This window comes from Vibrio qinghaiensis (genome assembly GCF_002257545.1).
Taxonomy (GTDB): Bacteria; Pseudomonadota; Gammaproteobacteria; order Enterobacterales; family Vibrionaceae; genus Vibrio; species Vibrio ordalii.
In genome coordinates, this window is the sequence record NZ_CP022741.1 from 2,687,620 (window position 1) to 2,712,943 (window position 25,324).

General features: G+C 43.2%; 24 protein-coding genes. 10 read left to right on the plus strand and 14 right to left on the minus strand.

All coding sequences use genetic code 11. From position 1 onward, the window contains the following. Positions 1-13: 13 nt before the first annotated feature. A complete protein-coding gene (gene rfbB, locus CCZ37_RS12480; RefSeq protein WP_094500679.1) occupies positions 14-1,078 on the minus strand; it encodes a dTDP-glucose 4,6-dehydratase in 1,065 nt (354 codons plus the stop codon). A gap of 256 nt (positions 1,079-1,334) precedes the next feature. Here rfbB and rfaD point away from each other — a divergent pair, with 256 nt between their 5' ends. The 8 genes from rfaD (at position 1,335) to CCZ37_RS19600 (ending at position 10,255) form a co-directional block, all read left to right on the plus strand. After that, positions 1,335-2,276: an ADP-glyceromanno-heptose 6-epimerase gene (rfaD, locus tag CCZ37_RS12485; RefSeq protein WP_094500680.1), complete on the plus strand. Its 942-nt coding sequence runs from the start codon at positions 1,335-1,337 to the stop codon at positions 2,274-2,276. Between the two features lie 61 nt (positions 2,277-2,337). Beyond that, positions 2,338-3,576 (plus strand): O-antigen ligase family protein, encoded by a 1,239-nt coding sequence (locus CCZ37_RS12490; RefSeq protein WP_094500681.1) that lies wholly within the window; start codon positions 2,338-2,340, stop codon positions 3,574-3,576. Further along, positions 3,569-4,390 (plus strand): glycosyltransferase, encoded by an 822-nt coding sequence (locus CCZ37_RS12495; protein ID WP_094500682.1) that lies wholly within the window; start codon positions 3,569-3,571, stop codon positions 4,388-4,390. The genes CCZ37_RS12490 and CCZ37_RS12495 overlap by 8 nt, the downstream gene beginning before the upstream one ends. A gap of 30 nt (positions 4,391-4,420) precedes the next feature. Continuing rightward, positions 4,421-6,196 carry a bifunctional glycosyltransferase family 4 protein/polysaccharide deacetylase gene (locus CCZ37_RS12500; protein ID WP_094500683.1) on the plus strand — a complete coding sequence of 592 codons (1,776 nt, stop codon included), beginning with the start codon at positions 4,421-4,423 and terminating at the stop codon, positions 6,194-6,196. 12 nt (positions 6,197-6,208) lie between these two features. Further along, positions 6,209-7,129, plus strand: coding sequence for a hypothetical protein (locus CCZ37_RS12505; RefSeq protein WP_017043764.1), 921 nt, complete (start codon positions 6,209-6,211; stop codon positions 7,127-7,129). Between the two features lie 25 nt (positions 7,130-7,154). After that, positions 7,155-8,210 (plus strand): lipopolysaccharide heptosyltransferase II, encoded by a 1,056-nt coding sequence (gene waaF, locus CCZ37_RS12510; RefSeq protein WP_094500684.1) that lies wholly within the window; start codon positions 7,155-7,157, stop codon positions 8,208-8,210. Then, positions 8,204-9,463, plus strand: coding sequence for a lipid IV(A) 3-deoxy-D-manno-octulosonic acid transferase (gene waaA, locus CCZ37_RS12515; RefSeq protein ID WP_094500685.1), 1,260 nt, complete (start codon positions 8,204-8,206; stop codon positions 9,461-9,463). The genes waaF and waaA overlap by 7 nt, the downstream gene beginning before the upstream one ends. Before the next feature lie 75 nt (positions 9,464-9,538). Beyond that, positions 9,539-10,255 (plus strand): CatB-related O-acetyltransferase, encoded by a 717-nt coding sequence (locus CCZ37_RS19600; RefSeq protein ID WP_017043767.1) that lies wholly within the window; start codon positions 9,539-9,541, stop codon positions 10,253-10,255. Positions 10,256-10,273: 18 nt separating this feature from the next. Here the strand turns inward: CCZ37_RS19600 and CCZ37_RS12525 are convergent, their stop codons facing one another. From CCZ37_RS12525 to CCZ37_RS12580, 12 genes are all read right to left on the minus strand, one after another. Next, positions 10,274-11,047 carry an oxidoreductase gene (locus CCZ37_RS12525; protein WP_094500686.1) on the minus strand — a complete coding sequence of 258 codons (774 nt, stop codon included), beginning with the start codon at positions 11,045-11,047 and terminating at the stop codon, positions 10,274-10,276. Beyond that, a complete protein-coding gene (locus CCZ37_RS12530) occupies positions 11,047-11,736 on the minus strand; it encodes an acylneuraminate cytidylyltransferase family protein (RefSeq protein WP_017043769.1) in 690 nt (229 codons plus the stop codon). The genes CCZ37_RS12525 and CCZ37_RS12530 overlap by 1 nt, the downstream gene beginning before the upstream one ends. A gap of 7 nt (positions 11,737-11,743) precedes the next feature. After that, positions 11,744-12,739 carry a Gfo/Idh/MocA family protein gene (locus CCZ37_RS12535; RefSeq protein WP_017043770.1) on the minus strand — a complete coding sequence of 332 codons (996 nt, stop codon included), beginning with the start codon at positions 12,737-12,739 and terminating at the stop codon, positions 11,744-11,746. Next, complete coding sequence (locus CCZ37_RS12540; protein ID WP_017043771.1) at positions 12,739-13,800, minus strand: nucleotidyltransferase family protein; 1,062 nt, start codon at positions 13,798-13,800, stop codon at positions 12,739-12,741. The genes CCZ37_RS12535 and CCZ37_RS12540 overlap by 1 nt, the downstream gene beginning before the upstream one ends. A 16-nt stretch (positions 13,801-13,816) precedes the next feature. Next, positions 13,817-14,473, minus strand: coding sequence for an acetyltransferase (locus tag CCZ37_RS12545; RefSeq protein WP_094500687.1), 657 nt, complete (start codon positions 14,471-14,473; stop codon positions 13,817-13,819). After that, on the minus strand, positions 14,463-15,536 hold the full coding sequence (gene neuB, locus CCZ37_RS12550) for an N-acetylneuraminate synthase (protein ID WP_094500688.1): 1,074 nt from the start codon (positions 15,534-15,536) through the stop codon (positions 14,463-14,465). The genes CCZ37_RS12545 and neuB overlap by 11 nt, the downstream gene beginning before the upstream one ends. A gap of 6 nt (positions 15,537-15,542) precedes the next feature. Next, positions 15,543-16,721 carry a UDP-N-acetylglucosamine 2-epimerase gene (neuC, locus tag CCZ37_RS12555; RefSeq protein ID WP_094500689.1) on the minus strand — a complete coding sequence of 393 codons (1,179 nt, stop codon included), beginning with the start codon at positions 16,719-16,721 and terminating at the stop codon, positions 15,543-15,545. Between the two features lie 10 nt (positions 16,722-16,731). Beyond that, a complete protein-coding gene (locus CCZ37_RS12560; protein ID WP_094500690.1) occupies positions 16,732-17,877 on the minus strand; it encodes a LegC family aminotransferase in 1,146 nt (381 codons plus the stop codon). Between the two features lie 12 nt (positions 17,878-17,889). Next, complete coding sequence (locus CCZ37_RS12565; protein WP_094500691.1) at positions 17,890-19,080, minus strand: UDP-N-acetylglucosamine 4,6-dehydratase; 1,191 nt, start codon at positions 19,078-19,080, stop codon at positions 17,890-17,892. 198 nt (positions 19,081-19,278) lie between these two features. Further along, entirely contained in the window at positions 19,279-21,114 is a 1,836-nt protein-coding gene (locus CCZ37_RS12570) for a DUF3413 domain-containing protein (protein WP_017042221.1), read from the minus strand. A gap of 29 nt (positions 21,115-21,143) precedes the next feature. After that, entirely contained in the window at positions 21,144-21,854 is a 711-nt protein-coding gene (locus CCZ37_RS12575) for a 3-deoxy-D-manno-octulosonic acid kinase (protein WP_094500692.1), read from the minus strand. Between the two features lie 3 nt (positions 21,855-21,857). Beyond that, entirely contained in the window at positions 21,858-22,247 is a 390-nt protein-coding gene (locus CCZ37_RS12580) for a diacylglycerol kinase (RefSeq protein ID WP_017042223.1), read from the minus strand. A 104-nt stretch (positions 22,248-22,351) separates the two neighbouring features. On the opposite strand from CCZ37_RS12580, the gene CCZ37_RS12585 reads away from it, so the two are divergent. After that, positions 22,352-23,404, plus strand: a complete 1,053-nt coding sequence (locus CCZ37_RS12585) for a glycosyltransferase family 9 protein (RefSeq protein ID WP_094500693.1) — start codon at positions 22,352-22,354, stop codon at positions 23,402-23,404. Beyond that, a complete protein-coding gene (locus tag CCZ37_RS12590) occupies positions 23,397-24,200 on the plus strand; it encodes a glycosyltransferase family 2 protein (protein ID WP_094500694.1) in 804 nt (267 codons plus the stop codon). Before CCZ37_RS12585 ends, CCZ37_RS12590 begins: the two co-directional genes overlap by 8 nt. Here CCZ37_RS12590 and CCZ37_RS12595 read toward each other — a convergent pair. After that, positions 24,169-25,203 carry a glycosyltransferase family 9 protein gene (locus CCZ37_RS12595; protein WP_094500695.1) on the minus strand — a complete coding sequence of 345 codons (1,035 nt, stop codon included), beginning with the start codon at positions 25,201-25,203 and terminating at the stop codon, positions 24,169-24,171. The genes CCZ37_RS12590 and CCZ37_RS12595 overlap by 32 nt on opposite strands. Positions 25,204-25,324: the final 121 nt, after the last annotated feature.

Below are 25,324 nucleotides of genomic sequence, written 5' to 3' on the forward strand. Positions count from 1 at the left end.
ACTGAATTGATTGTTATTGTCCGGAGCCTAAACGTTCACGGCTGTATGAACCATCTAATACTCGGCTCCACCATTCACGGTTATTCAAATACCATTCCACAGTTTTGCTAATACCTGATTCAAACGTCTCTTCTGGCTTCCAGCCTAGCTCTAGCTCGATTTTAGAGGCATCAATCGCGTAACGCACATCATGCCCAGGGCGGTCTTTAACGTAAGTAATAAGGTCTGCGTAATGGGTAATGTTGGCAGGTTTATTCGGAACTAAGTCTTCAAGTAATGCACAGAGTGTGTTCACCACGTCAATGTTAGCTTTTTCGTTATGACCACCAATGTTGTAGGTTTCACCTACTTGGCCTTCTGTCACCACTTTATAAAGCGCTCGAGCGTGATCTTCGACAAATAGCCAATCGCGAATTTGCATTCCATCGCCGTAGACAGGAAGTGGTTTGCCGTCCAGAGCGTTCAGAATCATTAATGGAATAAGCTTTTCAGGAAAGTGGTATGGTCCATAATTGTTAGAGCAGTTAGTCACTATGGTAGGAAAACCATAGGTACGTAACCAAGCGCGTACTAAATGGTCGCTAGAGGCTTTTGATGCAGAATAAGGTGAGGAAGGTGAATATGGAGTCTCTTCGGTAAAGAGGTCATCTGTACCTTCCAAATCACCATACACTTCATCGGTTGAAATATGATGGAAGCGGAATGCCGATTTTTTATCGCTCTCAAGCGTGTTCCAATAACTGCGCGCAGCTTCAAGCAAGGTATAAGTGCCAACGATATTGGTCTCAATAAACGCGGCTGGGCCATCAATAGAACGGTCCACATGGGATTCAGCGGCCAAGTGCATAATCGCATCTGGTTGATGCACATAAAACACACGATCTAATTCTGAACGGTTACAGATATCGACTGGTTCGAAAGAATAACGGCCACTACTTTCAATATCTTGTAATGATTCCAAGTTCCCCGCATAGGTCAACTTATCAACATTGATCACACTATCTTGTGTGTTTTGAATAATATGGCGAACAACTGCCGAACCGATAAAACCAGCACCGCCAGTAACTAAAATTTTCATATGTTTACCCAGAATAGTATTAATATACTACGTTTTAGGCACGCTACCGCCCTTAGGTCTAACTCCTACAAGCGGCACTCTCTTAAGTGGACTCTTCCTTTATAAAATCAGGAAGGGCTATTGGGCAGAAATACTACATCAAAACAATACATAGCGCGAGACTGTCGCTAGCCTAGGTTCGATTTTGTGATTACAGCCACTGGCTAAGCCGCTATAATGCGCATAATTGTTCGTATTATAACCATAGGAATTTTGTATGATCATCGTAACTGGTGGCGCTGGCATGATTGGCAGCAACATTATCAAGGCGCTTAATGAACAAGGCATTACTGATATTCTTGTTGTCGATAATTTAAAAAATGGGCGTAAATTCAAAAACCTCGTTGATCTGGACATTGCCGATTATATGGACCGAGACGATTTCTTGGTGCAGATCATGTCTGGTGAGGATTTTGGTCCTATCGAAGCCGTATTTCATGAAGGCGCTTGCTCTGCCACCACCGAATGGGATGGCAAGTATGTGATGCTTAATAACTATGAGTATTCTAAAGAGCTACTGCACTACTGCTTAGAGCGCGACATTCCATTTTTGTATGCTTCATCAGCCGCAACCTATGGCGATACCGATACCTTCATTGAAGAAAAAGAGTATGAAGGTGCGCTGAATGTGTATGGCTATTCCAAGCAGCAGTTTGATAACTATGTGCGCCGTATTTGGCAAGAAGCGCAAGCGCACGGTGAAACTCTTTCCCAAATTACCGGCTTTCGTTATTTCAATGTCTACGGCCCGCGTGAACAGCATAAGGGTTCAATGGCTTCTGTTGCTTTCCATTTAAATAATCAAATGAATGCGGGTGAAAACCCGAAACTGTTTGCAGGTAGTGAAACCTTCCAGCGTGATTTCGTTTATGTGGGCGACGTTGCGGCTGTGAATTTATGGTTTATGAACAGCGGAGTATCCGGTATTTATAACTTGGGTACTGGCAATGCTGAATCTTTCCAAGAAGTGGCCAAAGCCGTTATCAAGCACCATGGTAAAGGTGAGGTTGAAACCATTCCATTCCCAGATCACTTGAAAGGTGCTTACCAAGAGTTCACTGAGGCTGATCTGACGAAATTGCGCGCCGCAGGTTGCCAGCATCAATTTAAGACGGTGGCTGAAGGTGTGGCTGAGTATATGGCGTTGATTAATCAATAGTCTTTATCAGATTAGTAGAACGGATAAACGTTCGTTCTACACGTACTAAAAAGTTATTGCTATGCAACTGAGAGCTAATGTTTTTGAAATCCCCGTTGTTTCATTTTTCTTTCTTTCTATTTTCACTTCTAAATCAGGAATATATATAGGTTTAGTATTATTATCAATTTTATCACTCTATCTGTTATATACAGAAAAGAACCTATTAAAAAATATTAAAAAGCCACCTGTTTTTTTTATTTTCCTATTTGGACTAGGTATTATTATCACCTTTCCTTACCATGGTGACATAAATGACTTTTTAGTGTATTTAAGAAAGGGCTGTATATTTATTATTGTCCCTGTATTAGTCTGTATTCTTCAAAGAAGGCATAATCTAAAATATGCAGTTTTATCCATTGCGGGTGGATTACTTATAGCTCTAGCGTACGCTACATTAAAACTTTTGACCACTACAGCCTATGAACAGCCGCCTTTACGGCTTGATAGTTTTTGGGATGTTGGCCGTTGGTCTGAAATGTTAGCTTATTGCATTGCAATCTTGCTTCCTATTTCTTTTGAATCTAATAAAAATGACCGATTCAAAATATTTTCAATACTACTGCTTATTTTGAGTGTTGTTTTTCTACTTCTATCAGGTAGCAGAGGACCATTGCTTGCTGTACTTATCACAGCATCTTTTTATTTCTTACTGAGATCTCCAAAAGTGATCCTTGGTGTGATTATGATTTGTGCTCCATTGTTCTATTTCGGTAACAACATTTCACAAATTGAAAATATTTCAAACCGAGTAATCAGTATTTCGGACTTAAACACTGATGATTCCAATAAAGCCAGATTAGCAATGTGGGAGCAAGGTGTTAAGTTTTCTTATTATAATCTGCTTGAGCAGCCTCAATACTTCTTCTTCGGTGTTGGTATCAAACAGTTCAGATCAAGCTATACGCAATTTTTAAATGAAACGACCGATATCAGCACAATATTGGAAGAGACTAACAATCAATTTTCGCTTAATGATTTACACAATACCTATTTAGATTTAATGGTAAAATTAGGGGTAATCTACGGGTTAAGCTATATCGGGTTGCTTTTTTTCGTATTTTATCAATTTTGGCAATATACCAAAAATAGTCCTCCATGGGCCTATGCAGGGATCTGTTTAATAGCAACTTATGCTATAAATGCCATGTTTTATACCAGTGGTCTTGAGTATCAAACCACCGTCTTCTTTACTTTAATCGCGTTGTGTTACGCTAAGCTACACAGCAATACGAATGAAGGTGTAACAACTAATGTGTGAAGCAAGCGTCATTATCTCTTTCTATAACAACGTAGATGCGCTTATCTGCATCATACGCTCGTTAGAAAATCAGCAGGGAAACTTTGAAATCATCATTGCAGATGATGGCTCCAAGCCATCTAGTGTTGAACAGGTACAAGCTCTTGTTGATTCATCTTCTTTACCGATTACCCACGTCTGGCAAGAAGATTGTGGATTTAGGAAAAATAGAGCGCTAAATAAAGCTGTACAGCACTCTAAGAGCCCATACTTAATTTTCATTGATGGTGATTGTGTACCCCAATCTCATTTTGTTGCTGATCATCTCAAACATAGAGAGAGCGGCTTTATACTTAACGGCCGACGGGTAGACTTAGATCCGAATTACAAATCAGCTCTTTATAACAGTTTAAAACCAGAGCTATTTTTTAAAAGCAATCAGCTCAATATTTTTTCGCGATACCTTATTGGTAAAGGTAAAAATATCGAAAAAGGTGTGAGGATCACCCATCCAAAATTGTTTAATCGACTTAACCAAAAAAACAAAGGCATTGTCGGTTGTAATTTCTCCTTACATAAGGATGACTTTTTATTGGTCAATGGATTTGACAATCGATACGATGTACCAAGCGTAGGTGAAGACACCGATCTTGAATACCGTTTGATTCAAAGTGGAAAAAGAATCAAGAATATTTTTTATCAGGCAAGTGTTCTCCACATTATTCATCCTGAGCTACCTCGTTTACAGCGAGCGGTTGAACTATTTGAAGAAACGTTGCGAGAAAACAACATCGTCGCACTAGATGGCTATGCTCAGGCTGACCGTGTTAATTAGCCATAACTGAACAATGGTTGAAAATAAATTATGAATATATTAATGGCTCTTTCCCAACTCGAAGTTACTGGTGCAGAAGTGTATGCCACCAAGGTTGGTGATGAGCTAAATCGCCGCGGACATCAGGTATTTTATGTTTCCGATACGCTAACAAAACCTCACCAAGGGCTATTTTATAAACTCCGTTTTAATAAACGCAGTATTCCTCGCCGCTTTTGGCATGTGGGTTATCTTATTTATCTGATTAAGAAACACCATATCCAGCTAGTGCATGCTCACTCTCGCGCCTCAAGCTGGAGTTGTCACATTGCTTGCAAATTAACAAATACGCCTATGGTCACCACAGTACATGGTCGCCAGCCTGTACACGCATCTCGTAAAAAATTTCACGCCATGGGTGACAAAGCGCTGCCGGTTTGTGAGGCCATTGAACAACAACTCATGACTGAATTGAATGTTCCACAAAGTTCGCTCGTCGTAAGCCGAAACGGCATTGAAACGCAAGAATTCGCTTGGCAAAACGCTCCTCAAAATAGCAAACCTGTGATCAGTATTATTGGTAGGTTAACCGGCCCCAAAGGAGATCTTTGCTATCGGTTGCTCGATGAGTGTTTAGACTCAGCGAAATACCAGATTCAGGTCATATCTGGTTCTAAAATTGAAGCGCGTTTTGATAAGTTTACTTCTGACGTTCACTTTCTTGGTTATTCACAAGATGTCGTCTCGATAATTGCTCAATCAGACTTAGTCATTGGGGCTGGCAGAGTGGCAATGGAATCTTTGCTGTGTGGACGGCCTACACTGGCAATCGGGGAAGCAAATGCAATTGGTATTGTCGATGACAAGAATATCGCAGCCGCCATGGCAAGCAACTTCGGTGACATCGGGCCTAAAGATCTCGATATTGATTTTTCAAAAGTTAGTCAATATGTAGAACAAGGGTTAAAAACACCACACTGCTCGCCACAAGTCAGTGAGATAATTCAGCACAGCTACAGCTTAACCAATGTGGTCGATCAAATAGAAGATATTTATCAAACGGTTCATGTTGAAAAGCTGCGTAAAGAGATGCCGATTATTATGTATCATCGCTTTATTAAGGATGAGAGTGAAAAAGGCGTACATGGAACCTATCTGCATATTGACATGCTTGAAAAGCACTTCAAACTGCTAAAAAAAATGGGGTTTGCAACGCTAACCTTTAAAGATTTAGCGGATAAAGGACTCATTCACCGCCTTGAATCAGGCAAGCGCTATATCATCTTAACGGTTGATGATGGCTATCAAGATAACTACGAATTGATGTTGCCGCTATTACGAAAATATGGTTTTAAAGCGGTTGTCTATGTAGTAAGTGGGGAAGATTTTAACCGTTGGGATGTTGAAGTACCGAGCAATCCAGAAAAAGCCGTTGCGTTGATGCACAAACACCAAATTAGGGAATTACACCAATCTGGTCATGTAGAAATTGGCGGTCATACAATGACTCACCCACTGTTGAGTCATCTGCCAGATGCGCAACAACGTGATGAGATAGCCCACAATAAAGCGCAATTAGAAACAATTGTCGGTGAACCGTTAATCTCGTTTGCTTATCCGTATGGTGATCATAATGAAGCCTCAAAATTGATTGCAAAAGAGTTGGGCTATCAGTTTGCGGTTGCAACCAACAGTGGGCCTATAGCTATCCATCAAGACAGATACCAGATTCGACGTATCGCTATTTTCCCGAAAACCGATGTTTTAGGACTATGGCGCAAAGTGCGTGGTAATTATACGTTTAGAAAATTTTCTAAGAATAAATAGCGTAGGCAACCCATGAACGTTTTCCTTGTTACTTCACCATTTCAATATTTGTGTGCCAACGAAGCACGAGTCTTTTTTACTGCAAAGCCAAGCTGCATTGTGGTTGAACTTGGCGATACTGAGATTGGTATTAAGCAACTAAAATCCATGATAGACCATACTCAATGGGATGAGGTCATTATCATACCGGCCAAACAGCGTGCCATGATCACACCAAAGGTGATCAAAAAAATTGCTAAGTTATGCCAACAATATGACAGTCCTCTTGATACTTTTTACTTTGGCGAATACAACGGATGGCGTACCAAAATTTTGATGCGTAATCTGCCATTTGATCGCTATGTCTATTTTGATGATGGAACCTTGACTTTAAACGAGTACAGTCAACTGATTGTTCCTAAAAAAACCTACTACCGCCCGCGTTGGCTACAAGATAACTTATTGCGAATTCAAGGTTGCCAGCCTGCTGGTCATTTGCCTCATTCGGATAAATTACAGATCTTCACACTGTTTGACCTCCCCCCTTCAGATGTAACTATCCACCGTAACCACTTTACTGAGCTACGCCAAAGTCTACGTTTGGATGAACTCTATTCTGCCAAAGCACCGGTCGGTTTTATTGGTCAAGGTTGTATTGGTGAACAAGGACATACGAGCTTATCTGATTATCTGCAAAAGGTTCGTCGTGTTGCACAACAGACATCAAATGGTGTGATCTATTTTCCTCACCGAAATGAATCGAGTAAAGTGACAGAGCAAGTGAAGAAAGTAACGAATCTTAAATATCATTGTTCTCAAGCCCCTCTTGAATTAGAGCTTTATCAACAAAATATCTGCTTATCGAAATTAGTAGGTATGTTTTCTACTGCTATGTATACGTTATCAATGATCTATAAAGAAATTCCTATTGAATCCATCGATAACGATGTTTAATTGTTCACTATTTTGATCAGGCCGTATGAAGTATTTAATTATTGGCCCATCTTGGGTCGGCGATATGGTGATGTCACAATCACTGTACACCACTTTAAAACAGCAAAACCCAGAAGCGACTATTGATGTCATCGCCCCAGGCTGGTGTAAGCCGATTTTACAACGCATGCCCGAAGTGAGCCGCGCAATCGAAATGCCACTGGGTCACGGTGACTTCAATTTATTAGGGCGATATGAAATAGGCAAATCGCTGCGTGAATTTGGCTACGATCACGCTTACATTCTCCCTAATTCAGCCAAATCAGCACTAATACCGTGGTTTGCCAATATTCCTCTGCGCACAGGCTGGCGCGGTGAAATGCGTTACTGGCTGATCAATGACTTAAGATCCAACAAAAAAGCCTTCCAATATATGGTGGAACGTTATGTTGCTCTAGCCCATCCATCCCCAAAAATGCTCGGCTCAACCTCTTTAGGAGGTTTAGATACTCTACCAAAACCTAAGTTGTCTATTGACCCTCTCGCTCAGCAACAAACGCTTGAAAAATTTGCTCTTAATACACAAGGTAAGATTATCGGCCTTTGCCCTGGTGCTGAATTTGGCCCAGCCAAAAAATGGCCAGAAAATCATTATGCTGATGTTGCGCACGCCATGTGCAAACAAGGTAAGCAAGTCTGGCTATTTGGCTCTCTAAAGGATCTCGATACTTGCAATGCCATTAAGCGAGGTATTGCAAAAGAATACCAGACTCTCGTGCATGTATTGGCCGGACAAACCAGCCTAATTGAAGCCGTAGACTTACTCGCGGCTTGTGATACTGTCGTTAGCAATGATTCAGGTTTAATGCACGTTGCCGCTGCCGTCGGGTGTAACGTCGTAGCGGTATACGGCTCTACCTCACCCAAATACACACCGCCACTAGCAAAAAATATGGAAATAGTTCATACCGATATCGAATGCCGCCCCTGTTTTAAGCGCGAGTGTCAATATCAGCATCTGAAATGCTTATCGGAGCTAACGCCAAATCAGGTGTTAGCTAGTATTCGTAAATTGGAAGCCATTGTGGTGAGCGCATGTTAATGAGGCTTGTTTATACACTCATGCTGACTTTGGCGGCTCCTTTACTTTTATTCGGCCTGTATCGTCGTCGGCCCAACAAGCCCAAATTTGGCCCTCGCTGGAAAGAACACTTTGGCATAACTCCCCCACTAAACAGCACTTCGTCCCCTTTGTGGGTACATGCCGTTTCTGTTGGTGAGAGTTTAGCTGCAATCCCACTGATCAAAGCGCTCAAAAAGAATAACCCAGAACAAGTAATAGTCGTCACCACAACCACCAGCACAGGAGCTGAGCAAATAGCTAAGCTCGGAGATTTGGTTGAACATCGTTATATGCCGATCGATTTTGCTTTTGCAGTGCGTGGTTTTCTCAAGGTAATTAACCCTGAGAAAATGCTGATTATTGAAACCGAGCTGTGGCCAAATACCTTAGCCACCGTACACAAAGCCGACATTCCTATTATCGTAGTCAACGCTCGTTTATCTGAAAAGTCCCAGCAAAATTACGCAAAAATACAGCCACTGTTTAACCTGATTCACCCGTGTTTGAGCAAAGTTCTGTGCCAATCTCAAACTGATGTGAATCACTTTGCCATATTAGGCGTACCGACAGATAAACTCTGTGTTACTGGTTCAATCAAATTCGATATCCAAATATCCGACGAGATCAAATCTAAGGGGGATGAATTGCGTATCCAACTTGGTCAAGGCAGACCTGTTTGGATAGCCGCGAGTACCCACAAAGGTGAAGATGAGCAAGTGTTAGAAGCGCATCGACAAGTACTAGGAACACACCCAAACGCGTTATTGATATTGGTCCCTCGTCACCCAGAGCGTTTCGATTCTGTGTTCGAGCTATGCCAAACGCAAGGTTTTGAAACAACAAGGCGAACACAAAGACAAGCCGTTGGAAATACAATTCAAGTTTACCTTGGCGACACCATGGGTGAGATGCTGGTATTGCTGAGCGCAGCAGACGTCTGCTTTATGGGCGGAAGCCTGATTGGAAATAAAGTGGGCGGGCACAATGTACTTGAACCTGCCGCATTGAATATTCCAATAATTATCGGGCCAAATTACTTTAATTTTAAAGAAATCGTGGAAAGACTCGCTGAACAAAATGGTATTTGGATAAAACAACCGGAAAATTTAGAACCGGCTGTAACAGCACTCCTAAGCAACGTTGAAGTCAAAAAGCAATTGAGAAACAACGCCTTCAAGTTTATCCAGGAAAACAAAGGTGCTTTGGAGCGAACTTTGGATTTTTTGAACTAGCTTGCTGTATTAACAATTTTTGTTGGCGACCAAATACCGTGACGAAGTAAAACCTATATATAGAGACTATCTATAATGAGAGAATATAACCTTACTCAAGACGAGAAGAACAATCTGGACCGCTATGGATACCTTTTGGTGAAGCGCCGTTCCGGAAAAAAAACACTGAACCCTTGGCTTGCTTATAAATTAAGTTTTATACGCCGCCATCTTTGCAGAGATCAATATGGAAAATTTAAAGAAGGTTACCGTTATATTTCTGAAAAACTATTCGGATTTACTGTCGGAAAATACAGCACCGGCTACGAACAGTTTTGGCACCAAACACCCTTACTCGATTCTATAGGCGCATTCTGCAATATTTCTGCAGACAATGTAACGATTGCGGGCAACCATCCTATTACCACAGTTTCTACTAATACATTTACCTATTCAAAAAAAGTTGGCTTTATTGAAAATGATAGGCCAATCGATCATTTGACGAATATTAAGAAGATAAAAATTGGTAATGACGTTTGGATTGGTGCCAACGTAATTTTACTACCAGGCGTGGTTATTGGTGATGGCGCAGTCATTGCAGCAGGGGCGGTGGTCAGTAAAGATGTTCCACCTTATGCTATTGTGGGTGGAGTACCAGCAAAAATCATTAAGTATCGTTTTGAACACTCTGTTATAGCATCCCTTCTCAATACTCAGTGGTGGAATTGGGATGATGATAAAATAAAACGCTTTATCCCATATATGGAATCGCCCAATCATTTTCTTACTGCCGTCGGACAAGAAGAGGGGTAACCCTCTTCTTCTAAATGACTATAGTGAAAAGCCATCATCAACGATAATATTTTGCCCTGTCACGTAACGTGATTGCTCTGAGAGTAAAAACAACACAGACCCCACCACGTCTTCAACATCGAGCATACCTGCGCCGTGTGTTTTCTCTTTATAAGCTTTCAGAAATGCTTCTGGTTGGCGGTCAAAAATACCACCAGGGCTGACACAGTTAATTCGAAAACGGCTGTCATTTACATACGAAACCACATATTTATTGAGATGCTGAATCGCAGCTTTAATTGCGGCATACTCCACTGGCATGGTCATCGGCGTGTTGTTATAAATCTCAAACTTAGGCGCAACCACACCATAAATCGATGAGAGATTAACCAGTGAGAAAGGTTGCTGTTGTTGCTTGAAATAAGCAGCACACTGCTGAGTAAATAGAAAAGCGCTGCCAAGATGCAATGACAGATTTTCATTAAAGCTCTCTAAGCTGACGTCAAAAAAGTGTTTGCCGTAAGTTTTATTGCGTGGATAAGTTGAGTTTACTGCGCCATCGATACGTTGATTTTGCTGAGCAAAAAAGCTCTTTACACTCACTTCTTTAGTGACATCCAACTCGCAGCATGACAAATTTTCATTCTGCACATTAATACCGAGTGAATGAAGACGTTCACGCATCGCTTCCAAGTGAATATCCGCTGCAATGACTTTTGCTCCTTGCTTAAGCAAAGCAGGAACAAGACGAGTACCGAGAAGGCCACCCGCACCAGCAACGAGAACGGTTTTATTGTCGAGGAGTTTTTCCATTATTGATGTTCCTGAATGATGGCTTCAGCCAATTTAAAATCGTAAATATCATCAATATCCACCGCACGCTCTTTGGGTATCTCGACACTGGTGACTTTGCCAGAAAAAATTCCGTAGTGGTTTAATACAAACTCAGGAGTGGTGGCGTAAACCACAGTGGTAATATCAAAAATGGCAGGCGCATCCTGACGACGAGCCACTTCGCCTTGCGGTTTATTAACCAGTTCCACCAAACCTGTTTCTGTTTGCTTCACCATATTGAAGAACGGGCTGCGACTGGCTGGCGTAACGGAAATACAGATGTCGGCGTCAGTGTTTTTAAGCTGATTGATAGCATTTTCAACATCGTCAACACTTCTTAGTGGGCTTGTTGCAGGCAAACTGACAAAACAGTCAAACTCACCATAGTGGGTTTGAACCCACTCAACAGCATGACGCCAAGATAACCATTCTGGGCTAGTGTCACTGGCTAATTCTTCTGGGCGCTCAATGACAATAGCACCACCAGCTCGTGCAACATTGGCAATCTGTGCGTCGTCAGTTGAAACGAAAACGTGACCTATCGATGGCGATGCTAACGCAGTATCGATTGAGTATTGGAGTAATGGTTTCCCTGCCAATGGCTTAATGTTTTTTCCTGGCAACCCTTTTGAGCCACCACGGGCAAAGATAAAAGCATTGTTTTTCATTAAATAGTTAACCCTTTAAATCATCAGAGGTTGACATGATTGGAGCGCGCAGTTTGATTTGTTCGATTAACGCTATACTCTTTACAGCTTCACTCAAAGGCACACATTGATTCGGCTGATTTTGAATCTGTGCGACAAAATCCATCACCATGTTGGTGTACATTTGGTTCTTGTCCCACTCAGGCTCACTGTAAAGCACCTCTATTCCTTGCGTTGAAATAAACCGGATTTCGTTGCCGATTAAATCCCACTCTAGTGCCCCTTTGCTACCAACAAAACGACACTGGCGATAAGCCTTGCGCTGCAAAAAATCAAGATGAACGTGCACCACGGCTTTCTCACCTGTGCTGAGCATCAGATCCGCACTGTCTTCAACGTCTAAACCTAACTCTTCTGTTTGGCGTAAAATTGCATGCTCTAGGGTTAACTCACCCAGTAACCATAGTGTGTAGTCGAGTTCATGACTTAGCTCTAACAAAGCGCCACCACCCAATTCAGCTTGCGCAGAAACACTCGCGCGATAATCTTTACTTGGACGCCAATCGGGTAGGTACTGACCTATTTCAACATTGGCGTGATACAAGCGCCCCAGTTTGCCGGCTGCAAAAATTTTCTTCATTTCGAGTGCAGAGGGCAAATAGCGCAAACAATAACCGACAGAAATGGGCGTTTGATAACGGCTAGCAGTCTCTTGCAACCGGCTTGAATCATCTACGCTTGCTGTCACTGGTTTCTCGATCAGTACCGGAATACCCGCCTCAATCAGGGGAATAGCGTGAGACGCATGAAAAGGTGCAGGGGAAGCCACAATCACTAACTGAACCTGCTGCTCAATCAAGGCTTGGATAGAATTAACCAGATGATCAGCATTACTTACTGCCTCTGTTGGGATCCGGCCACTGGCCGACATGGCGTACAAATGAGCTTGAGGAAAGAGCTGTTTTAAATTTTGACGATGACGATTGGCAATATTACCTAAGCCAACAACCGCGATTTTATCCATTAATCTAGCCCCAAGGTGTGAATATCTGCCTGAGCGCGTTTGAAATCATCCATTCGTCCAATATCCAGCCAATATTCATGAATGGGAAACATCAATATTTTGTCACGCTCTTGCATGTGCTGTTCTAATAAGGTTGGCATATCGATGCGATGATTTTCCGGCACCGATTGGATCACTCGAGGAGAGACGACATAAATGCCCGCATTGACAAAAAATCGTTGGATAGGCTTTTCCACCATACTGGTGATTTTGTTGCCTTCTCCATTGATCACGCCGTATGGAATTTGGTAGTCGTATTCACGCACACACATGGTCGCATCGGCATCATGACTGACGTGAAAATCAAGCAATCGCTGAAAATCGACTTTGGTCAACACATCACCATTCATCATGATCAGCGGTAAGCCTTCTGGCAAACCTTTCGGTAAAAGGCCAAGAGCTCCCCCCGTACCAAGCGGGAACTCCTCATGCACATAAGTGATATTCACACCAAGCTCTGAGCCATCGCCAAAATGTGCATGAATCAATTCAGGCATGTAATGTGTCGAGATATAGAAATTGACGAACCCCGCTTTGATAAAACTGCGGATCACCGTTTCAAGGATCGGTTTGTTGCCAATTTTGAGCATTGGCTTTGGACAATTATCTGTCAGAGGGCGTAATCGGGTGCCGAATCCTCCTGCCATCAAAAATACTGGATTTTGATATTTCTGGCGATGCAGTGCACCATGCAAGGTCTCAAGGCCTACCACCTTTCCTGCATCATCTAGAAGCGGGATAGATAGAATGCCTTTTTTCTCCATTAACTCGATAAGATCTTCTCGGCTAGCTCCCGCCTTCACTGTCGTAGGAGATAAGTTCATCACCAAAGAAACTGGTTCGGCGAGGGTGAGATTCTTGAGCAACCCACGGCGAATATCTCCATCGGTCACAACACCAACCAAATACTGGTTGTTGTCGACCACTAACACCACTCTTAAGGCTTCGTTATTGATGATCTCCAGTGCGTCGCGTATTGAGTTGTCAGGTTTAATCAATACATTCTTCCAGCAGTAGCTCATGGAATATCCTTGAATTTTATTTATTGTCTTTAATTTTAATGACGGAGCGAGCTGGATAGCATGTACAACCCTGTGGTAAGGAACGAGTTAACATTGCCCCTGCGCCGACGACGCTTTGCGCTTCTAACACAACGCCTTGAATCACAGTTGCGTTGGCACCAATATACACATCCTCTGCTGTGCAGACTTCACCGCACAAAGTAGCATTTGGCGCGATATGGTTATAGGCACCAATTTGGCAATCATGCTCGATCAAAGCACCACTATTCACTATCGTATGTTCTGAAATGATCGCTCCTGCTTGCACTCTTGCTCCGGGAAAGATCTGTGCGCCTGATTTTACTTCTGCGAAAACTGAGACTTTAGCGTCATCAGCAATAACCGTCTCAAAGTGATATCCCAGTTTGAGAAACTGTTGGTTGATGCGTTGGCGAAAAGTGGAACGTGGCAACATGCCAATTCCATTAACCAAAAATACACTCTCCGGTGAGAAATGTTTAACGTCTTCATCTTGCGTGAAATGAACAAGACCGGCAAACACAGCTCTTGAAGAAATGTCATCCGGACAGATGACGGCTAAAATCTCCCGTCCCTGAGCGAGCAAAATGTCAGCCAAAACACTGGCGTGTCCACCACCACCAATTAAAACCAGCGGTTTTTTTTTATTCAACAATCAGATCTCCAGCTTGGTAGTCTTGGCTTGCACAGCACTCTAACATCTCCCAATATCGATAAGGCGACATACCGCTGCCTGGGCGTTTAATCGTCAAGTTCTCAGCACGAAACGCTTCTCCTGCTCGGATCGCTTGACTGGCCACTAGGCTTTTACGTGCAACCGTTTTGTTTTTCACTTCCGAGACGGTCGGAGATTTCACCGCCGATCCAAGCGCTACTTCGACTTGGCGGATGGCTTTCACCATCGCCGCAAGCTCATCAGGTTCGAGTGAGGCTTTATGATCTGGGCCTTGCATATTCTTATCGAGCGTAAAATGCTTTTCGATAAGCACCGCGCCACGAGCCACGGCAGCAATAGGAATGGTGATCCCTTCGCTGTGGTCAGAATAACCAGCAGGTAAATCAAACGCATTACCCAACGTATCCATCGCTTTCAGATTAATTTCTGCCATCGGGGCTGGATATTCAGTGGTACAGTGCAAAATGGTCACTTTTCTTTTAAGCGCTTTCTGCCCTTCAGATGAAGCATAAGCTTGCTGAAAAGCCATCAGTGATGGTTTTGCGTCGGATTGGGCGGTATAACCAAAGGCTATCACCCCAAGTGCCAGTTCGATTTCCGCAAGCGTCGCCATTCCCGTTGAGACAATAAGATCACAACCAGTACGAGCATGCTCTAATACCAGCGGTGCATTAGTCAATTCGCCCGAAGGCAGTTTTAGGCGTTTTAAACCAAGATTATTCACTAGAAATTCGAGGCTTTCTGAATCAAATGCAGTAGAGAGAAACTCGATACCCAGCGACTGACAATGTTTAACCAACTGATGATGCGTGGCGTATGAAAGCTCTAAACGACTCAGCATCGCCAATTGTGACTCTTGTTTTTGCGTATTAGCCACTTGGTAGTCTGCTTGCTTGGCTTGCTCAGTCACTAAATTTTTTGCTTTAAAGGTTTGAAACTTAACAATATCGGCACCAGCTCGATGCGCAGCGTCGACAAGTTTAAACGCCAGCGCTTCATCTCCATTATGGTTTACACCGGCTTCTGCAATTATCAGTGTCATGTGGCCTCACTCAATCGGTTCAAAAGGTAAATCATAAAAAGACTTACAAGGGTTAAAACGCAGTGACTTTATCATTGCGATAACTTGCTCACTGCTATCACCTTGGCCATAAGGATTGTCGATGACTTCGTTATCGCTTTTGTAGCTTTTTGTCACTGCGCTTTCAATCGCCTGCCCAATATCCATTTGGGTCGCTTTACAATGCAGCACGCTTTTCGCTGCTAAACGACCTTGTTGACGTACGCCTATATTGACGGTTGGAACATCAAAGGCAGGCACCTCAATAATGCCGCTGGATGAGTTACCAATCACTGCGCTGGCGTGCTTTACTGCACTTAAATAACGCACCTGTCCTAAGGAAGGGATCGCAAATATTCTTTGCCGATTGGCAGCCGCATAGGCTTCTAACATTGGAATGATACGTCTACCGCCATCATCGGCATTCGGATACGTGAGGATCACATGATGTTCAGGATACGCATCTAACGCATCAAGTAGAGCTTGAAAACTGGCTTCTGGCGCTTCTTTTCCTAATGTCACTGGATGATAAGTTACTAGGAAATATGGTGTTTTCAGAGGAAAACCAAGAGAAGCCGATAATTCATCCATGTCCATAAATTGACCACGCTTAAGGTGGTCAAGGCCAATCGCACCGATGTTTTTGACCCGATCTGGCGCTTCTCCCAATTGAATAACGCGCTGACGGTAGGCCTCTGTTGAGGTGCCGTGCAAGTAACTCAGCTTAGTGATCGCATGACGAATCGCATCATCATATGCGCCCTGGGTGATTTCACCTCCATGAAGATGAAGAACCGGGATACGCAGTATCATGGCGGTCTGCGCCGCCGCTAACGCTTCAAAACGGTCACCGAGAATCACGAGAATATCAGGGTTTAGTCTCGCAAGGGCGTCAGCAAAACCGAGCACACCCAACCCCATACTTTTCGCCGTACCTACCGCTGAATCTGACGAGAGCAAGATCTCAATTTTTTCGTCAATTTGAAAGCCATCTTGCTCAATTTGCTGATACGTTTCGCCAAATTCTGGCGACAGGTGCATCCCTGAAACCAGCAGTTGTAACTTGAGATCCGGATCCATTTGGAGATCTTTTAAAAGCCAAAAGAGCAGGCCATACTCTGCTCTAGTTGCCGTAAAAACCGCGACTTTTTTCTTCTGCTTGCTCATGCTAATTCTCTTACGCACCGACAGGCGTGCTAGGCAGGTTAATAAGATGCTCCTCAATAAATTCCGAGTAGGTTAAATCACCACGCAAAGCCTGTTTAAACATTGGCAAACGGTGCATTAGTTGCCAAATTGGGCGTGTCATCACAGCAGCGGCATTGGTCTGCTCTAGCAGTTCATTGCGCTGCTGTGCATCAGCACAAATGATGGCATTGAGCCAGTAGTTTGACTGTGCGTATTCTGGCTCGACCAAAAATGTCACGTCGCAGCTGGCGAAAAACGCTTGGTATTGATGCGCCAACTGGCGTTTTTGCGCCAGATAGTGTTCCAGCACTTCCATCTGCGCGCAGCCCAGCGCCGCATTTAAGTTCGGCATGCGGTAGTTAAATCCTGGCTCATCGTGGAAGAACTCATACGGGTGCGGCACTTTCGCCGTCGTAGTCACATGCTTAGTGCGTTTACCCGCCTCTTCAGAACCACAGAGCACCATACCACCACCACCAGTGGTAATAATTTTATTGCCATTGAAGCTGACCGCGCCAAATTCGCCAAGGGTTCCTGTGTGCTTTCCTTTGTAGAAAGAGCCAAGGCTTTCCGCTGCATCCTCAACCAACACAAGCTGCCATTTGAGACAAACCGCCACCAATTCATCAAGTTCCACAGGATGACCAAAGGTATGCATCGGCACTACGGCTTTGATGCGTTGACCGGTTTGTTTGTGTACGCAGCCACGCTCAGTTAACTCGGCGTGCTCGAAGAGATATTGCTCTGCGGCCTTAGCACACAAGCCTAAGCTCACTGGAGAAACATCGACAAAAATCGGCTCAGCACCCATGTGATAAAGCGCATTACAGGTAGCCACAAACGTCAATGCTTGGGTCATTACTAGGTCGCCTCGTTCAACGCCAGCCATATACAAGGCGGCATGCAACGCCGCAGTACCATTAACGGTGGCGACCGCACGTGGGCTGCCAGTAAAAGCTTCCATTTTGCGTTCAAATTCATCAACAAATTTACCGACACTCGAGACAAACGTGCTATCGAGAGTTTCCATTACATAAGCTTTTTCATTGCCTGCAAACGTTGGAGCATGCAACGGAATAAAGTCTTGGGTTTGGTATTGGTCGCGTACAAATTCAACTAGCAACTGTGCTTTCATTCTTCCTCACCCTTACATCTTGCTATCAAGGTATTTGCCCGTTTCTTTATGACCAAAATCGGGGATCATCCTAAAGAAGAGAGCCACAATCTGCTCTTTGCTCCACGCTTTTGCTTCTTTCATCTTAGCAATCTGTTCTTCAAAAAGGCTCAATAATTCTGGTTGATATAGAAGCTCGTTTTTGATGATACCCAAATTTTCAAAACGTACCATGTCGAGCACTTCTTTATCAGTGAAAAACTCTTCGAAATCCTTTTCACCCGTCGTATCACTTTCGGTGAAAAGACAAGGCCATTTACCTTGTGCTGGTAGCCTTTTCGCCAGTTCACGAGCTTCATCTTCATTAGCGCATAAATGCGGCTCGTAGCCTCGTTGCTTCAGGTATTTCACCGCAATATCTGCAAATGTAATCAGATGCAATGCTTCACTGAGTTTCGGGAAGAAAATGTCGCGATTTTCACCAAAAATACACGACATGAGGCACAGTTCACCCGATTCTTGAGGAGTGACGAAATAACGTTTGATATCGTTTGGTGCGACAATCGGCTGATTTTTTTGGATACGTTGGTTAAAACCGTGCAGCAGCGAACCATCTGAAAAGGCAACGTTAGCAAAACGCGCAGTTGAGATGGCAATTTGCTCACTCTTACGCATCAAGAACATTTCCATAATACGTTTGGACGCTCCCATCATATTGACTGGGTTGGCCGCTTTATCCGTCGAGACACAGAAGTACTTTTTAACGCCAGCATCAATCGACTGTTGAATAGTCTTGTCAGTGTTGAATACATTGACATCTATCATACGCATTAAGGTAAATGGGTCTTTCTCACTGCGAACATGCTTAAGTGCAGATAAGTTCAATACGTAGTCATATTGGCCATCCGCCTTAATAAACGCATCATACTCAATAGAGTCAATGTCCAACGCGAAAGTTTGGAAATCACCATCGATATAACCAAATGAACTACGGATATCACGCACCAACTCCACCATGTTGTTTTCACTGATATCGACAACATGAAGTTTCTGCGGGTTACGTTTGAATATTTCTTTGGTGACCGCTTGGCCAATCGACCCTGCACCACCTAAAACCAAAAAACGAGATTGTGAAACGATACGAGATAACTCGGCCTTGTGCTGGGTTATATCTAAGGTAAACAGCGCATCGGTACGACCGATAAGTGGGAGGATGGTGTTCATAAAAGATGACTACTCATTGTGACTAATGCTCGGATTTTAAACTAAGCAGCCATAAGGGGGAAGCAAAGGCAAAAAACAACTGCAATATTGGTATTTATTGCAGGAAACCACGCATGAACTGCTCTGCTTTTAGCTGCAATGAAAACTGGCAAAAACCGATAAGAAGGCTAGAGGCTTATCGGTTTTTGCTGTTATGTTCTATTTACTAAATCGACTCATTTGCTCAAGCGCTTCTTTTAGATAACTAAAATTAGGCTGTTCATCCTTTAATGGGCGATTCGTTTTATCCATGAACTGATACTGGCCACCACCACCCACTTCAAGAATGGCGTTATCTGTGATCATCGCGTAACTGCTATAACTTGAAGAAAAGACCCAAGGCCTTTCTACATGGCCACCAAGCAAATCATAACCCGAAGAATAGTCATGGCTATCATTAAGCACTCCAAGGTAGTTATTCATCACAGTTGGCACGACATCTTCGTGACTGGTAAAAGAATCCATATCCCATCGAAGACGGTCTGGCTCAACTCCTGGGCCAAAGAGCGCAAATGGAACGTGAACCTGCGCATCGGTAAAGTTACTGTTGTGTCCCCAGAAGTTTAACTTGTTATCGTTCATCTCTTGCCCGTGATCACCCGTGATGATCACTAAAGTATTATCCAAATCACCGCTCTCTTTTAACTTGTTTAATACCTTTTCTGCCATTGAATCAACATAACGAACACTGGTTTTATAACGGTTAAAGAACGGCGTAGGATCGGTTTCATTATCTAGTTTTAGGTAATTGACTGTGTTCAGCATAGGCTGATATTTAGGTTCAAAATCCGCTGGAAAATCATAGCCATGAGGTGAATCGTAGAACAAGAAAGAGAACGTCGGTTTTGATTTATCGCGTTGATCGTACCAGGTCATCCAATCTTGAGTTAAGTCAGCATCTAGCTCATATGGACGATTGCCTTTCGAGCCAATTCGTAGGTTATCCACTTTAGCAAACACGGTTTGATTAAATTCAGGGCTACGCAATTGCGCTGCTGTAAATATACCTAATTGGTAATCTAATTCCTGCAGACGATCCATCAATAACGGTGATTGTTGATTGGCAAGAAATCCGTGCCAATAAGTACCGGAAATACCATAAAACAAGCCAAAGATACCGGTTCGAGTTGCATTCCCTGTGGCGATGTGATTATTAAATACAACACCTGCTTGCGCATACTTCCACATATTTGGGGTATTTTCAGCGTTAAAAGTATCAGCCCGCCACGAATCAACTACCAGCAGCATAATATTGATGGGTTTTTCCACTGACTGAGTTTCTAAAGGTGACAGTGGATAATTGAGATCGTTTTTACGTTCAAACGCCATTGCTTTTTGTTGCTCCAGCGCCTCTTGGTCAACCCAGCCATGCTTGTGCATAAAAGAATTAGCCGTTGCGGGATAAAATAATGGTAGATAACGCTTTACTGTTGTGACGGGTTGATAGGCATGCGCTGCCGCCCATATATGAATGATATGGGTAAACAACAGAGCTAAAATCGTCAAAAAAGCAAACTTACGGCCCAGTTTAAGACAACGCACCATTGCACCGTTTTCCAGCCAACGAATCAACCACAACTCTATCGCCAAAAGTAATACGACTCCGCCAATCACAGATAGCCAAGTTATAAGAGGGAAACTCACAATCTGACCGGATAGTACTAATTCCAGCACTACAGCATTAATGTGGAATCGGTACTGTGCAAATACTATGGTATCGATAATAATTGTTGCGACACCTAAAGAAGCAACAATCGCCTGGGTGCTATTTCGCAACATTTTCGGTAATAGTAAAGTCGGAATGGTTATCAGGCCTACGATCGTAGTAAGCAGCGTCATTTGTCCCCAAGTTCCGCTAAAAATAAAAATCAGACCTAATAGATCGGTAGGGAACTCGGGCAGAAATGCGAAATAACGACTAGCGATCAGCATTAACGCCAAAGCGTTAATCAGAATAAACCAGCCGTGAGCATGCAGCTTTTGTTTAAAGGGCATGTAACTAACTTCCTGATACTTAAAAATGGTTATTGAAAACTTTCATAGCCAGCTAACAGGGCTTGAAAGTCATTACTATGCCAGTGAATATCTCGCTTCACTAACTCTTTATTAAATGAACGCTTTAATCGTGCTAAATTATCGTCTTTCCATATATAACCATCCTGCTGGTAACATTTATCAAAGTCGATAATCCAAACCTTTTCCTGTATATCAATCAGAATATTGTGGATGTTGAGATCAGTGTGATTGACTCCGACATGATGCATTTTCGCAATTTCGATACCGATTTTCTGATAAAGCTCCGCACTTATCGGGTGTTTTTGCAGTATAGTCACGAGATCTTGCGCATTGGCAATTCGCTCACTCAGTAAGTCTGCTTGATAAAAGAGCCCTTTTTTTGTTACACAGGCAGCTATGGGTCTGGGTACATTGACGTCTGCTTCACGTAAACCGTTCAACAGATCAAACTCAGCGAAGCTACGTGTTGCAGACCAATCGCTAAACCAGTAATGATCTTTAACCAACTTACCAAATAGGCCACCTCGTCGGTAATGGCGCAGCGCTGCCGTTATCTTGGGGAGTTGCACAAACCACGTTGTGCCACGCCCGGTGGCACTGCCGACAACTTTATCTTGCTGCTGCCAATATTGGGCATCAAACAAAGCCAGTGCAGGAGAACTAATCCACTCGCTGTCGTAACAAATTCGACTTTGACCAAACTGCTGTTGCTTAATCATGCTTTACCACCAATAATGGCTGCCAACGATATAGAGCCAAGTGAAACCAGCGAAGATCAACGCCACCAGCACCGCCGCAGACCCAATGTCTTTTGCTCGGCCACTCAGTTCGTGATGTTCAACCCCAACCCGATCCACCACAGCTTCGACTGCCGAATTCATTAATTCAACAATCAACACCAGCACGACAACCGCAAGCAAGGTAATACGCTCAAGCATCGACACATCGAGCCACGTTGTTAAAATGATCGCGGCTATTAATAAGGCAAACTCCTGACGTACTGCAACTTCATGTTTAAATGCCGCTTTCAAGCCCTGAATCGAGTAACCTGTCGCTTTTATAACGCGTTTTATACCTATATCTCTCGGCTTACCAAGGTTTTCCTGAGTCATAGAACGGATCTCCTTATCTTTAGCATCAATAATCGAAGAGGAGTATTTTACATTTATCTTGGGTATCTGCATAATTTGGCCAGACATTTTTTTGAGCCGAACTTATGCCGTTTTTTAAGCAAGCCCCTCACTCCATTTGTTTTTTGCGGTTATCTGCAATTGGTGATGTTTGCCATGCTGTAGCCGCAATTCAAACTTTGCAGCGCTACTGGCCATCCACCAAAATCACTTGGGTCATCGGAAAAGTGGAAGCACAGCTTTTACAAGGACTTGAAAACGTAGAATTAATTGTTTTTGAAAAAAAACAAGGCTTTTCCGGCATGCGTGATGTTTGGAAGCAATTAAAAGGTCGCCGCTTCGATGCTTTAGTGCATATGCAGCTAGCTCTACGGGCAAGTCTTTTAACGCTAGGTATTAAAGCCACTTATAAAATTGGCTTTAATTTCAAACGTGCCAAAGAAGGCCAATGGCTGTTTACTAATTGTAAAATTTCCGATACCGAATCTACCCATGTGCTAGACAGCTTTTATTCTTTTATTGAATTTTTAGGCGTACCACGCTCAACTCCTCAGTGGGACTTACCCATTGATAAAGCAGATCACCAGTTTGCCAGCACAACCTTGGGAGATAAGCCTACGTTAGTTATTTCACCCGCTGCGAGTAAAGATGAACGCAATTGGCTAAGCGAGCGTTACGCAATCGTTGGTGATTATGCATTTGAACGTGGTTATCAAGTAGTAATTTGTGGTTCGCCAGCGGAACGTGAGAAGAAATTAGCCAACGATATTATCAGTCAAATGCGTTATCCAGCACTGAACCTCGTCGGCTCTACAACCCTGAAACAACTCACTGCGGTGTTAAGCAAAGCCTCCATAGTACTGGCGCCAGACTCTGGTCCTGTTCATATCGCAACCACGCAAGGCACACCCGTTATTGGACTCTATGGTCACAGCAATCCTAAACGTACTGGGCCATATAATAATCTAGAGAATGTAGTCAGTGTCTATGAGAAGTTTATTGTCCAACAGCATGGTAAAACAATTGATACTTTGCCTTGGAGCACTCGCGTGAAAGGCGAGCATATTATGAAAGCAATCTCGGTAAATGCTGTTATCAGGGCATTTGACTGCATCACAAAAGAGAATCAGTATGTCTGAATCGATACTCCGTCCAAACAACAAGCCTTCGCTTGCTGTTGCTCTAATTGTCAAAAATGAAGCTGCAAACCTCGATGCTTGCCTAAAAACTGTCGAGGACTGGGTCGATGAAATAGTTATCTTAGATTCTGGTAGTGACGATGACACTGAAACTACTGCACGAAAATACACCGATAAGTTTTTTGTAAATAAAGAGTGGCCAGGATTTGGTCCACAACGTCGCTTTGCTCAGCAGTACGTTGAATCGGACTTTGTTCTTTGGTTAGATGCCGATGAGCGTGTCACTCCAGAACTAAAAGCAAGCATACAACAAGCAGTGCAAGCAAACGAAACGAACACTCTCTATAGCGTATGTCGCCTAAGCTGGGTATTTGGCCGCTATATTCGCCACTGTGGCTGGTATCCTGATCGTGTTGTACGCCTTTATCCAACAAAATTGACTCAGTACAACGATTCGTTGGTACATGAGAAGGTCGAAATATCAACACCAATGCAAGTAAAAGAACTACAAGGGGATGCCATTCACTATACTTACAATGACTTGCACCATTATTTAGTAAAATCAGCAGGTTATGCAAAAGCTTGGGCTGAACAACGTGAAAGGCGCGGTAAGAAAAGCAGCATTTCCCAAGGACTTCTGCATGCTATTACCTGCTTTATCAAAATGTATATTCTTAAAGCTGGCTTTTTAGATGGTAAGCAAGGCTTCTTACTATCATTATTGTCCGCGCACTCTACATTGGTGAAATACGCAGACTTATGGATTAGGACAAGTACTGAGAAACCCAAGGATTAAGCTTGTCAAGCGCGACATCTATATTGATACGGCTCATATCTGCTTGAATCTTTTCATCGTGACCTTTGGGGGGACAAAAGGCAAGATGACGTCCTTCTGAGTTTAGTGGTTTCCAACGTAGTGGGGTTGAAGAACGCTTGCCCGGAAAGAAGCCTACTGTCGGAACATCTAAGGTCGCAGCAATATGTAATGGACCAGTGGATCCTGCAACAAATAGATCCGCACAGGCAATAGAGCAAGCAAAATCCACCAGACCATCATTTTTGTCGTATAACGCTGACGCTCTTCCTCTTTCTCTCATCAAACTCTGCAATTGCGCTGCTTTTTGTTCTTCGCCTGGACCTGCGGTTAAAACCACATCAAAGTTGCCTTCAAGTCCAACAATCAAATCCGCGTATTGTGCAAGTGATAAATTATTCGCCGAACCACCACTACCCGCATGTACGTAAACCCATGATTTGGTGCTATCTAATTGCAATTGTTTCGCAAGTTTGTTTTTCTGTCCATTTAACCTCTGAGCACTAAAAGTTAAATATGGCGGACTTGGCTCAACAGCTTTGCAGCCGATATCACTGAGGAATGAACGAATCAAGTCGAGATTGTACTCAAACTCTGGTTTAGCGGACTGAGAGCGCTTTTGCTTGATACGCTTGTTATAGAAAATCTGCGCCAGCTTAGTTGCTGGTGCGAGACGATAAGGAATTTTACTTTTCCACACTAACTTGGCGTTATAGGTGGTAGAAAATAAGTTAATCGACGCGTCAAAATGCTCAGCTTTAATCTTTGTAATGAGATCTCTCTGCGCATGTTTGCTACCTTTATCTGTTGGATCGATTAGTACACTATCAATCCACGGGCAAAGCTCGGCCAGCGCGACGGTATAGCTGGGGACTAGCGCGGTAATATGGCAATCTGGCAACGAGGCTTTTAGCATCGCAAAACTTGGCCAAGCCAGCATGAAATCACCAATTTTATCGTTACGGATAACCAACAACTTGTTCATCGTCTCTTCTCTCACTCGCTAAGCGTCACAGTTTAATGCGGGCTACATCATACCGAGTTCAATAGGTAATTTTGAGTCTTTTTGTTAATATCAGTGCCAGTTAACCAATATGAGCCTTCCA

Bases quoted from the DNA above. Each gene is read 5' to 3' on its own strand.
- rfbB (WP_094500679.1), bottom strand. From the start codon at position 1,078: ATGAAAATTTTAGTTACTGGCGGTGCTGGTTTTATCGGTTCGGCAGTT.
- rfaD (WP_094500680.1), top strand. From the start codon at position 1,335: ATGATCATCGTAACTGGTGGCGCTGGCATGATTGGCAGCAACATTATC.
- CCZ37_RS12490 (WP_094500681.1), top strand. From the start codon at position 2,338: ATGCAACTGAGAGCTAATGTTTTTGAAATCCCCGTTGTTTCATTTTTC.
- CCZ37_RS12495 (WP_094500682.1), top strand. From the start codon at position 3,569: ATGTGTGAAGCAAGCGTCATTATCTCTTTCTATAACAACGTAGATGCG.
- CCZ37_RS12500 (WP_094500683.1), top strand. From the start codon at position 4,421: ATGAATATATTAATGGCTCTTTCCCAACTCGAAGTTACTGGTGCAGAA.
- CCZ37_RS12505 (WP_017043764.1), top strand. From the start codon at position 6,209: ATGAACGTTTTCCTTGTTACTTCACCATTTCAATATTTGTGTGCCAAC.
- waaF (WP_094500684.1), top strand. From the start codon at position 7,155: ATGAAGTATTTAATTATTGGCCCATCTTGGGTCGGCGATATGGTGATG.
- waaA (WP_094500685.1), top strand. From the start codon at position 8,204: ATGTTAATGAGGCTTGTTTATACACTCATGCTGACTTTGGCGGCTCCT.
- CCZ37_RS19600 (WP_017043767.1), top strand. From the start codon at position 9,539: ATGAGAGAATATAACCTTACTCAAGACGAGAAGAACAATCTGGACCGC.
- CCZ37_RS12525 (WP_094500686.1), bottom strand. From the start codon at position 11,047: ATGGAAAAACTCCTCGACAATAAAACCGTTCTCGTTGCTGGTGCGGGT.
- CCZ37_RS12530 (WP_017043769.1), bottom strand. From the start codon at position 11,736: ATGAAAAACAATGCTTTTATCTTTGCCCGTGGTGGCTCAAAAGGGTTG.
- CCZ37_RS12535 (WP_017043770.1), bottom strand. From the start codon at position 12,739: ATGGATAAAATCGCGGTTGTTGGCTTAGGTAATATTGCCAATCGTCAT.
- CCZ37_RS12540 (WP_017043771.1), bottom strand. From the start codon at position 13,800: ATGAGCTACTGCTGGAAGAATGTATTGATTAAACCTGACAACTCAATA.
- neuB (WP_094500688.1), bottom strand. From the start codon at position 15,536: ATGACACTGATAATTGCAGAAGCCGGTGTAAACCATAATGGAGATGAA.
- neuC (WP_094500689.1), bottom strand. From the start codon at position 16,721: ATGAGCAAGCAGAAGAAAAAAGTCGCGGTTTTTACGGCAACTAGAGCA.
- CCZ37_RS12560 (WP_094500690.1), bottom strand. From the start codon at position 17,877: ATGAAAGCACAGTTGCTAGTTGAATTTGTACGCGACCAATACCAAACC.
- CCZ37_RS12565 (WP_094500691.1), bottom strand. From the start codon at position 19,080: ATGAACACCATCCTCCCACTTATCGGTCGTACCGATGCGCTGTTTACC.
- CCZ37_RS12570 (WP_017042221.1), bottom strand. From the start codon at position 21,114: ATGCCCTTTAAACAAAAGCTGCATGCTCACGGCTGGTTTATTCTGATT.
- CCZ37_RS12575 (WP_094500692.1), bottom strand. From the start codon at position 21,854: ATGATTAAGCAACAGCAGTTTGGTCAAAGTCGAATTTGTTACGACAGC.
- CCZ37_RS12580 (WP_017042223.1), bottom strand. From the start codon at position 22,247: ATGACTCAGGAAAACCTTGGTAAGCCGAGAGATATAGGTATAAAACGC.
- CCZ37_RS12585 (WP_094500693.1), top strand. From the start codon at position 22,352: ATGCCGTTTTTTAAGCAAGCCCCTCACTCCATTTGTTTTTTGCGGTTA.
- CCZ37_RS12590 (WP_094500694.1), top strand. From the start codon at position 23,397: ATGTCTGAATCGATACTCCGTCCAAACAACAAGCCTTCGCTTGCTGTT.
- CCZ37_RS12595 (WP_094500695.1), bottom strand. From the start codon at position 25,203: ATGAACAAGTTGTTGGTTATCCGTAACGATAAAATTGGTGATTTCATG.